This window comes from Pontibacillus yanchengensis Y32, from assembly GCF_000770635.1.
Taxonomy (GTDB): Bacteria; Bacillota; Bacilli; order Bacillales; family BH030062; genus Pontibacillus; species Pontibacillus yanchengensis.
In genome coordinates, this window is sequence record NZ_AVBF01000015.1 from 31151 (window position 1) to 44361 (window position 13211).

Annotated in this window: 13 protein-coding genes; 1 reads left to right on the top strand and 12 read right to left on the bottom strand. The window is 39.0% G+C overall.

Annotated features, from left to right (window positions below; genetic code table 11):
* Nucleotides 1-29 precede the first annotated feature (29 nt).
* Nucleotides 30-1184 carry a DEAD/DEAH box helicase gene (locus tag N782_RS07415; protein ID WP_036818025.1) on the bottom strand — a complete coding sequence of 385 codons (1155 nt, stop codon included), beginning with the start codon at nt 1182-1184 and terminating at the stop codon, nt 30-32.
* A gap of 210 nt (nt 1185-1394) precedes the next feature.
* On the opposite strand from N782_RS07415, the gene N782_RS07420 reads away from it, so the two are divergent.
* Nucleotides 1395-2843 (top strand): carbon starvation CstA family protein, encoded by a 1449-nt coding sequence (locus N782_RS07420; protein ID WP_036818027.1) that lies wholly within the window; start codon nt 1395-1397, stop codon nt 2841-2843.
* A 64-nt stretch (nt 2844-2907) separates the two neighbouring features.
* Here N782_RS07420 and N782_RS22080 read toward each other — a convergent pair whose 3' ends face one another.
* From N782_RS22080 to N782_RS07470, 11 genes are all read right to left on the bottom strand, one after another.
* Nucleotides 2908-3513 (bottom strand): lytic transglycosylase domain-containing protein, encoded by a 606-nt coding sequence (locus N782_RS22080; RefSeq protein ID WP_036818030.1) that lies wholly within the window; start codon nt 3511-3513, stop codon nt 2908-2910.
* 87 nt (nt 3514-3600) lie between these two features.
* Complete coding sequence (locus tag N782_RS07430) at nt 3601-4056, bottom strand: hypothetical protein (RefSeq protein ID WP_036818033.1); 456 nt, start codon at nt 4054-4056, stop codon at nt 3601-3603.
* A gap of 158 nt (nt 4057-4214) precedes the next feature.
* Nucleotides 4215-4931: a kinetochore Spc7 family protein gene (locus tag N782_RS07435; RefSeq protein WP_036818036.1), complete on the bottom strand. Its 717-nt coding sequence runs from the start codon at nt 4929-4931 to the stop codon at nt 4215-4217.
* Between the two features lie 341 nt (nt 4932-5272).
* On the bottom strand, nt 5273-5443 hold the full coding sequence (locus tag N782_RS21485) for a hypothetical protein (RefSeq protein WP_161783085.1): 171 nt from the start codon (nt 5441-5443) through the stop codon (nt 5273-5275).
* 356 nt (nt 5444-5799) lie between these two features.
* On the bottom strand, nt 5800-7104 hold the full coding sequence (locus N782_RS07440) for a (Fe-S)-binding protein (protein WP_036818037.1): 1305 nt from the start codon (nt 7102-7104) through the stop codon (nt 5800-5802).
* Nucleotides 7097-8500, bottom strand: a complete 1404-nt coding sequence (locus tag N782_RS07445; RefSeq protein WP_036818038.1) for an FAD-binding oxidoreductase — start codon at nt 8498-8500, stop codon at nt 7097-7099. The genes N782_RS07440 and N782_RS07445 overlap by 8 nt, the downstream gene beginning before the upstream one ends.
* Before the next feature lie 24 nt (nt 8501-8524).
* A complete protein-coding gene (locus N782_RS07450) occupies nt 8525-9406 on the bottom strand; it encodes a DUF6282 family protein (protein WP_036818040.1) in 882 nt (293 codons plus the stop codon).
* A 15-nt stretch (nt 9407-9421) separates the two neighbouring features.
* Nucleotides 9422-10309 carry an alpha/beta hydrolase gene (locus N782_RS07455; RefSeq protein ID WP_036818042.1) on the bottom strand — a complete coding sequence of 296 codons (888 nt, stop codon included), beginning with the start codon at nt 10307-10309 and terminating at the stop codon, nt 9422-9424.
* 15 nt (nt 10310-10324) lie between these two features.
* Nucleotides 10325-11044 carry a FadR/GntR family transcriptional regulator gene (locus N782_RS07460; protein WP_052111227.1) on the bottom strand — a complete coding sequence of 240 codons (720 nt, stop codon included), beginning with the start codon at nt 11042-11044 and terminating at the stop codon, nt 10325-10327.
* Entirely contained in the window at nt 11041-12417 is a 1377-nt protein-coding gene (locus N782_RS07465; RefSeq protein ID WP_084103011.1) for a sodium/glutamate symporter, read from the bottom strand. Before N782_RS07465 ends, N782_RS07460 begins: the two co-directional genes overlap by 4 nt.
* A 290-nt stretch (nt 12418-12707) precedes the next feature.
* Nucleotides 12708-13112 (bottom strand): hypothetical protein, encoded by a 405-nt coding sequence (locus N782_RS07470; RefSeq protein ID WP_036818047.1) that lies wholly within the window; start codon nt 13110-13112, stop codon nt 12708-12710.
* Between the last annotated feature and the right edge of the window lie 99 nt (nt 13113-13211).

The following is a 13211-nucleotide window of genomic DNA, read 5'->3' on the forward strand; positions in this document are numbered from 1 at the left end:
GACTTAGGCTTTAACTTAATATCTATTCATTACTGCTTGGAATCATCCCGAAGTTTTCCCTTATAAAGAGCTTTCTTATGAAGGGGAACGTTTAATTTCTTTGCATACTTGTGTAATTCTTTCTCTTCCTCTTTTGTTGTAAGGGATAATACTGTACCCTGCTCGGATCCAAGTCTACCCGTTCGCCCTGAGCGGTGAATGTACTGGTCAAGTTCGTCTGGTACATCGACATGAATGACATGGGTAATATCGGATATATCTAGTCCACGTCCTGCCACGTCTGTTGCTAGTAAAAGCGGAGCTTCGCCTGAACGGAAGGCTTGAATAGCTTTAGCGCGGTCTTGTTTCTTTGTATCTCCATGGAGTACTGCGACGGAAAGACCTCTGTATGCTAATTTCTCTGCCATCACTTGAAGATTTCCAACATCACGCACAAATGCAAGAGCCTTTCCATCAATTGCATGAATCACTTTACGAAGTGTATCAACTTTTTCACGTGCCTCACATGGAATATAAGCATGTTCCACTTCTGGTTGATTTCCTTCGCCTTGTTGCACATTTATTATTTCAGGGTCGTCCATCATTTCTTTCGCTTTCCTTTGTACATGTTCAGATACAGTTGCTGAGAACAGTAACAATTGACGCTCACGTAGGGTACTTTTTACAATTCGTTCGATTGTATCTTGATGTTCTGGAATGAGTAATTGATCGCCTTCATCAAAAACGACTGTTTTCACTTCATGCATTTTAAGTTTCTTTTGGTTAATTAGCTCTAGAACACGTCCTGGTGTACCGATAACGACTTGTGGTTTCTTTTTTAGCTTTTCAATTTGGCGCTTCACATTAGCTCCACCAATAAGGGTTGTACTTTTGATGTTTGATCCTTCTGTCCATTTTTGTACTTCTTGATGGATTTGCATAACTAGTTCATGAGAAGAAGCCAAAATAACGATTTGTACTTGTTTTTGATTAAAATCAATTTTATCTAATAGTGGAAGCAGATAAGCTAACGTCTTACCACTTCCTGTAGGTGCTTCCGCTAACACATCTCTTCCTTCCATAATAAAAGGGGTAGCTTGTTGTTGGATAGCTGTTGGTTCTGTAAATTGAGCTTTCTCCCATGCGTTTTTTAGGAAGGGTGGAAGTGCTGCATAAAAATCTGTATTTGAATGAGCATTTGTCATAATAGAAAAATCCTTTCTCTTCTTTACGGCTAATCGCTTGTACTAGTATACCTCATTTTTCGCTTGTTGTAACAATTCCTTTTTCGGATGTCTCACCTAGTATTATCAGAAAATTATTTTTTTTCATTTTTTTTAATTGTATTTTCCCTCAACTGACTTTACAATAATTTTTATATTCTAAAATCGTTATTTCGAAAGGAGGCTGTCACGATGGTTACATTTGTTGCATCCATCTTATTACTAATTTTAGGTTACGTTGTTTATGGAAAGGTGGTTGAGCGAATTTTTGGCATTAATGATCAAACCAGTACACCTGCCTATACCTATCAGGATGGTTTTGACTATATGCCAATGAGCTGGTGGAAAGCTAGTTTAATACAACTCTTGAATATTGCAGGACTTGGCCCTATTTTTGGTGCTATTTTAGGCGCTTTATATGGTCCTGTTGCTTTTATTTGGATTGTAATTGGATCTATATTTGGTGGAGCAGTGCACGATTACTTCTCTGGAATGCTTTCAATCCGTCATAATGGGGCCCAATATCCTACTATCGTCGGAAAATACTTAGGTAAACCTGTTCGCTCTGTTATCAATGTGTTATCTATTGCCTTAATGGTTCTAGTGGCAGCTGCCTTTACAGCTGGTCCAGCACAATTGATGGCGGAAGTGACCCCTTTAACTTTTATGGCTTCTTTACTTGTTATTTTCGCTTACTTCTTAATCGCTGTACTGTTACCTGTGAATAAGATAATCGGTAAAATCTATCCTATTTTTGGGGCTATTTTAATATTTATGGCTGTTTCCATTGGTGTGGGAATCTTTTTCTTTGATAACCCGATACCAAATTTAACGTTCAGTAATTTACATCCTGAAGCTAAAGATACTCCCATATGGCCACTATTAATGGTAACCATTTCTTGTGGTGCTATCTCAGGATTTCATAGTACACAAAGTCCTATTCTTGCTCGCACACTAAAAAAAGAAAGCGAAGGTCGTAAGGTGTTCTATGGAGCCATGATTGCAGAAGGTATTATTGCCTTGATATGGGCAGCAGCAGGTATGACGTTCTTTGGATCTACAGAGGGACTTTTTGAAGCACTTGATGCTGGTGGTCCAGCTGGTGTTGTTAATGAAATTAGCACGTCTACTCTTGGTGCCTTTGGAGGGGTGCTCGCCGTCATTGGTGTTATTATTTTACCTGTTACTACTGGTGATACAGCACTTCGTTCCTCACGGATGATGTTAGGAGATTTAATTACGCAATTACGTAAAAAAGAGCTGACAGGGAAATGGACTCCTCTATGGTTGTCGATTCCTGTAGCCCTTCCAACGTTCCTATTAACACAAATAGATTATTCCTTTCTTTGGAGATATGTCGGATGGTCCAACCAGGTCGTAGCTACCGTTATGCTATGGACCGCAGCGATGTACCTCTTAAGAGAAGGAAAATTCCACTGGATTGCCAGCATCCCAGCTCTCGCAATGACAGCTGTCGTGAGCACGTATATATTTTATGCACCTGAAGGGTTTGGATTAGCCTACACCACTTCCATGATATTAGGTGGCATTATCTGGTTGCTAGTAGCAGGCTGGTTTGTGAAGCAATTAGTTCGACCTAATCTTTCTCAAGGTGAAATACCTAGAGCGAGAGCGAGTTAACGATTAATATTCAAATAAAACGCTTGGATAACTAATATAGTTGTCCAAGCGTTTTTTATATCGTTTATGCATTCATATAATTGGCCATTACTTTCGGTACATAAGCTTTTGTCTCTTCAAATGGAGGAATCCCACCATACTTGTCTACATTACCAGGCCCAGCATTATAAGCTGCCAGTGCTAGTTCTGTATCTCCGTTGTATTTATCTAGCATCTGCCGTAGATACTTTGCTCCCCCATTGATATTTTCGATAGGGTCCATAATGTTCTCTACCCCTAATCCTTGCGCTGTAGCAGGCATCAGCTGCATTAATCCTTTTGCCCCTGCATTACTTACTGCATTTGGATTAAAATCTGATTCTTGTTTAATAACGGCATTTAGTAGCTTGGGATCTATATTATGCTCTTGAGCAGCAGCCTCTATTTGAGGTTTGAACGAGTTAGAAGATGTCATCACCTGATTCATAGACCCCATAGAAAGAGGAGGCATGGAAGATGTCATGCTTCTAGCTTGTTTAGATGCTGTTGGAACATCAAACGACGCCATTTCATTTTGCAATAACTGCGTAAAAAACGATGACGTATTCATAGAAGACGATGCCGAATTTCCCGACCCCATCGTACGAATTGCCTGTAATTGCGCCATTTGTTGAAACAATTGGATATTCAACTGACAATCACCTCTTATATATTTTTTTATAATAATGACTGGTTTTTCCCTTTACTAACAATATTACATTTCTATCATCAAGAAATACTAGTTCTTTTTACTATAGTTTAATAAATGCATGTTGCTCATTTGAAAAGTCCATCGCTTACTTTTTTGTAATTCTTTTTTGGTAAAGACAAACATAGCCATTTGTTCTGACTTACCTTCACTATCTCCAAAGCCACTTCCATAATCCCCTTCATCACCATTTTCTCCATACGCTCTTAATCGAATTGTATTTGTTCTTGTTTGATTTTTGTTTAACCGAAACAAGCTTAACATTTTTCCACCGTCTGCATGGTAATGGCTATTAAATCCCACAATAATTAAATATTCTTTTTTTTCTTTCAAATCATTCATTTTTTCTTTTACTTCTTCTACATAAATATCTGTATCGTACACTTGATTTATATGTATAGGTTCGCTCAGGCCATTTAGAATTTGTTTTGTTGTTAGTGTGAAGGTAATATCATTTTGATAAGGTACTGTTTCTGCCTGATGCATATCTAAGTTACGCCTTACATACGAAATTCCTTTTTCATTAGAAGTCAATATCAAAGTTGTTATTAGAAGAGCAGTTAGAGATATTAGAGCTGCTCTATTCTTAGTAATCTTTATACCCTTCAAATCGTTCACCTCGAATATGAGTGTACGAATACCAACTATTTACGAAATACAGAGAAAAGAGACTCCCAAAACCCTTTTGGTTTTTGAAATGATTCCTGTAATTGCTTATTAAAATCATTTTGTACACGCCATTCTTTCTGCTGTTCTTCACGCATCTGCTTTATTTCTTCTTGTAAGAGTTCACTTTTTTGCTTTTCTTGTTCCAGTAATTGTTCATAATGGTTTTGTTGTTGTTCTACTAATTTTTCAATTTTTGTGTTTGTCTTTTGCGAGAAATTTCCCACTCCTGAACTAATTACATGGTGATCTTGCTGGAGTTGCGATACGGTTGATTTAAGATGTGACATATCATTTTGCAGTTGAACATTCATTTCACGTGTAGCAGCTAATTCACTAGAGAGGAATTTTATAAATTCATGTAATTGATTGGGGTCTTGGAGTGAAAAATCATATGTATCTTGAGTTGCTGGTTTTGTTTCCATTGCTTCCTGTTTTTCTTCTAATCTCTCTTTTTGCTGGGCTACTATCTCTATTGCTGTATCGTCTCTATTCTTAGCTGTGTCGCGTATCGCTATAAGCGCTTTAATATCTGAACGGACAAATATACGACGATCTCCATCTTTAAAAAACTCATAGCCGTTTCTCTCTAGAATTTGACCATACTTCCTTACAGTTGTTGTAGCAATGCCAAGTTCATCCGCTACTGCCTTGGACGAAAAGGCACGTTCATTTGGCTCTATATCGTGTCGCATACCGTTCCTCCTTTTATTACAAATATGAAATTTATAACGTGATTTTGCAATTCATATCGCCTACCGATACGGTACGCAAATTAGCAACAAGATGTACCTTTAAGATGCTAAGTGTATTTTTAACACAATCATTCCAACCATTTTTTCTCTGTAGCGGAAAGCGATATGAGCGATATACTATAATGTTTCGTATAAAAAATAGTATAAGTGTCCAATCCTTTATATATTTTTTATTTCTAAGCGTCAATTTTTATAGAATTTTATTATATTGTCCTTTATCTGCAACGATACCATAAGACATATTCTCGAGATAGTGCGTATTTTCATTTAATGATTCTTTCTTAACTTCTATTATACTTGTATTCATAGAGTTCATCTTCTAATTCTAGGATTCTTTTTCTATTAGATTGAGTTGTCCATATCATGCCCACAATTGCACCTATCACAAAACCCTCAGAACCAAAAAACAACAACCCTATAAAACCAATCAATCCAATATAAACAAAAGACATATAACCATATTTCCTCCAATAGTTGCTTTAAAGTAAGTTATATTATAGCAGAACAAAAGCGCAAGCGCCCGGTAGCGACGTACAAACTGTCCTGTGGTAATGGAAGTTCGATTAGACCCGCTGCGTCACGCAGCAACATCGAACCAACCTACGTCGTGTAGACCGAAAGGAAACACGAAGAGCGATAGCGATTCGATGTTGACTTATCGTAAGAAGGTGCAGGAAGTTTGCTAGTCGCTGGGCGCTGGAGCTGGACGTGGCTACTTCACTTTTTCAGTTATACACAAGAATTGAATTTTATAATTTCCTGGACAGCGAAAAAGAACGAGCATATTAGCTCGTTCTTATAGCTATCATTATTCCCATTTTCCAACAGGTCCAGCTTGTGCTAGTAAGTCTACCAAATGCACAGCTTCCATGTCTTCACTTGCTCCTTCCCGTTCAATTCCTAGTTTCATTTGTAACAGGCAACCAGGATTCGTCGTTACTATTCCCTCAGGTTGTGTTGAGCAGACGTCCTTCATTTTTACATCCAGTACATCCATGGAATCTTCGTAGTTTAGAATGTTATAAATACCTGCCGAACCACAACAGAAATCTGGACGATCGAGTTCTTTTAATGTCAAACCAGGTATTTTATCCATTAGTTGACGTGGAGGCTGTTTAACCTTTTGAACATTGCTCATATGGCAAGAAGGTTGATAGGTTACCGTTTTCTCTACAGGTTTTGTATAGTTTATTTGATCAAGCTCTGCGAGAACTTCGGTTATATCTTTAACCTTTGCAACAAATTGCTTGGCACGCTCATACCACTCTGTACCTTCTTCAAAGAGATGATGGTATTCTATTAATCTAGCGCCACATCCCCCAGCATTGTTCACAATATAATCTACTTGCTCTTCTTCAAAGGCTTTAATGTTTTCTTTCGCTAGTTCTCTCGATTGATCAATTTTACCCGAATGTGCATGCAAAGCTCCACAGCACGTTTGTTGCTCAGGAAGTACAACCTCTGTGCCGCTCCTTAGTAATAGTTCTATCGTATTTTGGTTCGTATCAAAAAACATACTATCCATCACGCAGCCTGTAAAAAAGGCTACTTTTGCTGTAGCAGGACGCTTGCGAATAAAACGTTTGGCACGTCGTTTGCGCTCTTTAGGTGACGGTAAATCTGGTAGCACCTTTTCAAATTGATCGAGGTTCATTGGGGCTACCTTCGTTAAATGAAAGGATCTGGCTATTTTTTGCACGCCTGTTTTTTGATACAACCATGTGGCATTTCCTAGTGTGTCCATCCACCCTTTAGAAGGAAAGAAAGATTCAAACAAAAACTGTTCTGTTTTTTGTTGGGTCTTCGATTTCACTTGATTGTCTTCAATAACTTCTTTGGCACCTTCTAAAATTTCACCATATTGCACATCCGTTGGGCACACTGTTGTACATGCCATACATCCAAGACATTTCTCTATAGGCTCTTGTAAATCTTCAATAGCAGCTTTTCCTTCCGCAACCATTTTCACTAAATTGATGCGCCCCCGAGGGGAATGGGTTTCCCTCTCCATTGTTTCATAGGTTGGACATGCCGGAAGACAATAGCCACATTGGACACAATCAAAGGTCTTGTCATAATTAATCTTTTCCTGAAGCGTTTTAACACTACTCACTACGCAACACCAGCTTCTGGCCTTTTTCCGGAAAGATTTTACCTGGATTCATAATACCATTTGGATCCCAGGCGTCCTTGATTCGACGCATCATGTCTAGCCCAACTTCTCCGAGTTCATTTTCCATAAATGGAGCCTTCATCGTACCTATGCCATGCTCTCCTGACAGAGTCCCTCCAAGATCAATAGCCGCTTGGAAAATTTCTTCTACAGCTAATTCAACGCGCCCCATTTCTTCTTGATCACGTTTATCACAAAGAACATTAGGGTGAAGGTTGCCATCACCTGCGTGACCAAATACAACAATCTCGACGTTGTGGCGTTCTTTTATCTCCTTAAGGCGATCCATCATATCAGGAATTTTACTTCTTGGTACGGTAGCATCCTCGGAGACTTTGGTTGGCTTTATTTTGGCAATGGCTGGTGATACTTGTTTACGAGAGTGCCAAATTTTTGCTGCATCTTCTTGTGACTCAGGAATGACGGTATCCCTTGCTCCGATATTTTTCATAATATCCTGGATAAGCTCTTTTTCAATGCTTAGCGTTTCCGGATGGCCGTCCAATTCGATAATGACAATAGCAGCAGCATCGGTAGGTAATCCTGCTGGTTGAAAATTTTCTACCGCTCTAATACATGCTTGATCCATAAATTCCATCTTAGATGGGAGAATGCCTGAAGTTAATGTCCTCGAAATAGCCTGGCCAGCAAGACGCACATCATCGAAAACCGCCATTAGCGTCTGAACGGCAGGTGGTTTCGGAACTAATTTTAACGTTGCTTCTGTAATGACTCCAAGCGTTCCTTCCGATCCAACGAGCAATTTCGTCAAATCGATACCTGTAACATTTTTAATTGTCTTTCCACCTGTACGAATGATTTCTCCTTCTGGTGTAACCAGTTCAAGGCCAAGTACGAAATCCTTTGTCACCCCATATTTCAAGCCTCGAGGTCCTCCAGAGTTCTCGGCAAGATTGCCTCCTATGGTTGCTACATGGGCACTGCTTGGATCTGGAGCATACATCAAGCCATGTTCTCGTGCAGCTTTATCAATATTTGCTGTTAACACACTTGGTGAGACAGTAACGGTTAAATCATCAGCACTAACGTCGATTTCTTCAGGCCATTGCGATAAATCCAAGACAATTCCACCATTTACAGGTAACGGTCCACCACTTAAGCATGTTCCCTGTCCGCGAGGGTAAATGGGAATCTGGTGTTCATTTGCGATTTTTACAATCTGAACAACCTCCCCCTTGTTTTTCGCCTGGACCACAATTTCAGGTAAATATTCTCCAAACGAAGCATCAAAGCTATAACTGTGCCGATCTGCTAAATCAGTCATGATTTGCTTTTCAGGGAGGTGCTTTTGTAGTGCTTCTATCCATTCGTTCACGTATGTGACCTCCTTTACATGATATCAACCTAATAAGGATTTTGGGTTAGTCGACACCATTTCCGTTATTTCATCTTCTTTTATTCCCGCTACTAACAATTTCTCGATAAATTCTTCTAATCCTTTTATTGGAGTCGAATTATGCGGTTGACCATAATCGGTAACTAATACACAAGATGCTGTTCCTATTGTCCGGATTGTATGTGCCATTTCTGGAACGGATAAATTATTGAAATCATTCCCACATGCAAGAAAGCACTTCTCAATCATGCACCCCTTCTCTGCTAGTTCCACTTGCATATCAAGTGGAATTTGGGCAATACCTAAATCAGCATGTTGGATTAAAATACGTTCTACTCCAATATGAATCGCTTCATCAACTAAGGCGCCCACTTCATCAGGAGAAAGATGACCTGTTGCTAGCACAGCATCATGAGAAGCAATAAGAGAGAGGATTTGTCTTACTTCTTCCTTTACTTCACCCTGGTCGTTCCATATCGTTAATACAGAAGCTGAATAATCCAGCGACTTTTTACTATTAAAAAAATTTCCCTGGGAATGATTTTGAAAGTAATCAGCGTGCTGTTTTGCTGATATGGTGGGCATCCAAATTATTTTTGCCCCCATTTGCAGAGCTGTATCTACAGCATGAGGAGAAAGCCCTCCTGTAAACAAATTACATACAAGACCACCTTGCACATCGATATCTGGTATCTTTTCTCGAATTAAATACGCACGATCATAGGAGTTTCCTTCATGTGCTTTAATGACCAATCCTTTCATGCCAGCTTTCTTCCCCTCTTCAACAAGTTCCCAATCCGTTTGTTTTCTCGGAAAAAGGCTAGGGGAGCTATGAACGTGAAGATCATAAGCTCCCTGTAAAAGAGGATGGTAGTATTCTTTCATTGTAATGCCTCCCTTTTATGCCAATGCCTCGTTAAAAAAGGTTTCCAATTCATTCATTAGAGCGATATATTCATTATGTTCGCTATACATGAAGTCATTATGTTTTCCTTCAATGCGGTAGAACTGCTTTGGTTCTGCAGCCTGTTCATATAAAGCAATAGCTTCTTCAAAAGGATGAAGGATATTTTCTACTCCATGACCAACAAACAGTGGAATGTCATCAAGATTTTGTGCAGCTCGATCTGCATCAAGCTCTAGTATAGATTCAGTAAACTGAATGCGCGTCTTCCCACCAAATCCTTTTCGATCTGCCAATTCTTTCTCAACATAATCTCTTGTAGCAGGATCTAGTGGATAATGAAGGAATGGTTCCTCTTCCTTTGATTCTCCTTCAACCACCCGTCGAATGCGATCTTGTTCTACTGTTTCTAGCACTTTCATCCAATCCTCGTAAGAATGAACCGTCTTCAACCAGCGTTCTCCATGATAAAAGCCATTTAATGCCGCAACAGCACTAACATTATTATTGGTTTCTGTAACCCGAATGACATTCGAACCACCCATGCCCCAACCAATAAGCCCTATACGTTCATGGTCCACTTCCTCTTGCAGCTGAAGAAACGTAACGGCATTATGAATGTCCTGAACTTGTTCCTCTAATAAAACCCTAGCAGGATCCCCTTCACTATCTGCAAATCCCCTATAATCAAATCCTAAGCAAATATAGCCTTTATCTGTCATCGATTGAGCGAACATCCGAGGATAGAATTCATTAACCCCTTGATAGCCAGAGTTTGGAATAATAGCAGGAAGCTTTTCCCCTTCTTGATAGTTGTCTGGAAAATATAATGTCCCTTGTAGTAGGAGTCCTTCACTGTAGAATTGCACTGGTTTTTCGATCATTATTATCTCTCCCTTTTATGAATTAGCTGCTTGATTAAGTTCTTCTTCAAATTTCTTTCGCGCATTCGATAGATGGTTTTGCATTTCTTCTTTCGCTTTTGGACCATTTCCCTGGCTAATTGCTGCATAAATACGCTCATGCTCACTTAATACTTGAGCTCTCTTCTCTGAAATACCCATATTTTTCATAAGAGAGAAACGAATTGCTTTTTCATACAAATTCGTTACTCCTTCTATGGTTTGATTTAAAATAGGGTTGTGAGAGGCTTTTACGATTGCATTGTGAAACGCAATATCCTCCTTGTACCCAATTTGGTTTTCATCCTGTGATAATCGAATTGCATCTAAATTTTGTTTGATTTCATCTAGCTCTTCGGGAGTTCTTCGTTCAGCTGCTAGCCTTGCAGCTTCTGTTTCTAAAATGATTCTTGTTTCAAGGAGATTCAGTACTTCCTCTGGATCTACAAACTCAAACTGCGTTTCCTCCATCAGATTGCTCAGAGAAGTTGCTTGAATGACACTTCCTCCTCCTTGTTTGGAAGTTGTAAGACCACTCGCCTCGAGAACACTTAACGCTTCCCTAACTGGCGTCCTACTAACTCCAAACATTTCTGAGAGTTGCTTCTCAGTTGGAAGCTTGTCTCCAGGCTTCATTTTTTCTTGTTGAATCATTTCTTTTATGCGATCGAATACTTGCATGGATACTTTCTTTCGTTCTATTTTCATTTCAATCATTGAGCCTCCTCATAGGAATAAACAGGTTTGCTATTTCGATAATCGACTGTTTCTTTTGAGACTAGCCAACCTGACTTTGCTGCTATGAATAAGATAACCACACTACCTCCTAGTAAAATAAGTGGGAATACTCCACCAAGTCCTGACATCATCATGATCGGACCAAAGGTAATGATTAGAATCTCGACTGGAACCATACCAACATAGCTTAATGCATAGTCATCTAAAGTTGAGCTTTTCATTTTTGGATCAACAATGCGTAATAGCGCTATCCCCATTGCTACTGTTCCAGTACTCCATCCCCATCCAAAGATACCGTTTTCAAACCAGTGTTGATGAAATACTCGTGGTGCAATGAAATGGAAAATGCAATACGCCCAAATAATACCGAAGATAAACAATGCAATAAGTGGCCAAGCATAGGCTGCTACAACAGCTAGATTAATAGATGTAATCCCAAATGCAACAATTAAATCTGTAGCCGTGCCACTAATACGATCAATAATCCGCTTATCTACGTAGTCATTTGCCTTGGTGGCGTTCAGAACGAATTGGACAATCAATCCAACTACAAATGATAGACTTAACAGTGGAACACTAATACTTGGGAAGACGGACTCAACCCAAGATTGTAGAAAGTAACTTCCCATTACCACTAAGGATATAATCGCAATATGAAAAAATAAGGGATCTACTGTGTTACTAGAAACAGTATCATCGCCAAAGCTTTTACGATTGTCTTGAGGCACAAGGCCTGTCCTAAGTTCATTTGGTAGATCTTTAAAGTCTGAGATGAAATTAGTCTGGTTGTTTCTAGCACTTTTCTTGATTAAAAATAGGCCACCTAATATGGCGCAAATTAAACCGATCGTTGCCGATGTGTAGCCAAGAGCTGTCGCTTCCTCCCAGCCAAGTCCACTAAACGCTTCTCCAACTGCAGCCGCTGTTCCGTGACCTCCAAGGAAACCTGCTCCTAGGACCAAGCCAAATCCAGTAGGAATGTCCCATACTCTTTCAAGCAATAAATATGTAATCATTGCTCCGCCGCCCCACATCAACAGAGTCAACATCATAGAATAAACCCACATGTTACGAATACGTCCAAACGTTTGCTTCCAATTCACTTTCGCAGCCCCGATTGGAATAGCACCAAAAATGACAGCTATTAAAATCGTAGGATAATGACTAACCAGATCAGAAAATGGTAATAGATTGAACCCATTTGGACCTAAAGTTAGTCCAGCCAACCCAGCAATAATACTCGCAGGAATAAATACTTTTTGAATGCCAGTCACTTTCGCTCGAAGCACAACCCCTACCAACAACAACATCGAAATCAATCCTAAATCAACAGCTAAATCCCATACAGACAATGAATACCCTCCCAAACACCGCAATTATGTAAGCGGTATCATTTAATTTGTATGACAATTATACAATACGATAAATTTCGCTGTGAAGCATAATTTTTAGAAAATTTAAAACTGTGTAAAAAGTCCTTTGATAAATTATCCAACATGTATAAGATATTTTCTCTTACCTCATTAAAAAGAGGCTGCCCCTTAGGAGAGACAGCCTTTTGAAATTAAGGTAACGTATTAAATTGATATTTTTGTGTCTAAAGACAGAATTCAGTAACCTGTTTTTCTTTGTTAAACATTAATCAAACTTGCATGTTCTGCTCTTGCTTAAGCTTCGCTTCATTACTCGCTTTCAACTTGAATAGAACGTTGTAAGCAAATACTAAAACGGCAATTGCTAACAAATTACTACCGACAATAATACCAGGAACAAAGCTTAGATTTCCTATCAGAACAAAGCTTAAAGACACCATGAATATTGGCATAGCAATGTTATACAACCAAAAATGCACTTTTGCTAAAGAATTATCAATACTTTGAAAATAGTGATAAATAATTCCAAATAAAGCCATAGAAGCCCAGCCAGCTAAATTAATATGGGCATGAGCACCCTTTAATGCAAAATCCTGCGTCATATCCATATAAATTCCATACCCAATCCCCACCAAAAAGTAGACAACAGCCATTTTTAAGAACGGTATCCCCACTTAATTACCCCCTTCTTTTGTCATAGTATCCTTTATCTTATACTTACAAAAAGTATTCAGAAAATATGTATAATGATGTAAAAAGAGTGGGATGAGGGG

Coding starts and splice junctions, on each gene's coding strand:
- N782_RS07415 (WP_036818025.1), bottom strand. CDS start 1,184: ATGACAAATGCTCATTCAAATACAGATTTTTATGCAGCACTTCCACCC.
- N782_RS07420 (WP_036818027.1), top strand. CDS start 1,395: ATGGTTACATTTGTTGCATCCATCTTATTACTAATTTTAGGTTACGTT.
- N782_RS07430 (WP_036818033.1), bottom strand. CDS start 4,056: ATGCATCAGGCAGAAACAGTACCTTATCAAAATGATATTACCTTCACA.
- N782_RS07435 (WP_036818036.1), bottom strand. CDS start 4,931: ATGCGACACGATATAGAGCCAAATGAACGTGCCTTTTCGTCCAAGGCA.
- N782_RS21485 (WP_161783085.1), bottom strand. CDS start 5,443: ATGTCTTTTGTTTATATTGGATTGATTGGTTTTATAGGGTTGTTGTTT.
- N782_RS07450 (WP_036818040.1), bottom strand. CDS start 9,406: ATGAAAGAATACTACCATCCTCTTTTACAGGGAGCTTATGATCTTCAC.
- N782_RS07455 (WP_036818042.1), bottom strand. CDS start 10,309: ATGATCGAAAAACCAGTGCAATTCTACAGTGAAGGACTCCTACTACAA.
- N782_RS07460 (WP_052111227.1), bottom strand. CDS start 11,044: ATGATTGAAATGAAAATAGAACGAAAGAAAGTATCCATGCAAGTATTC.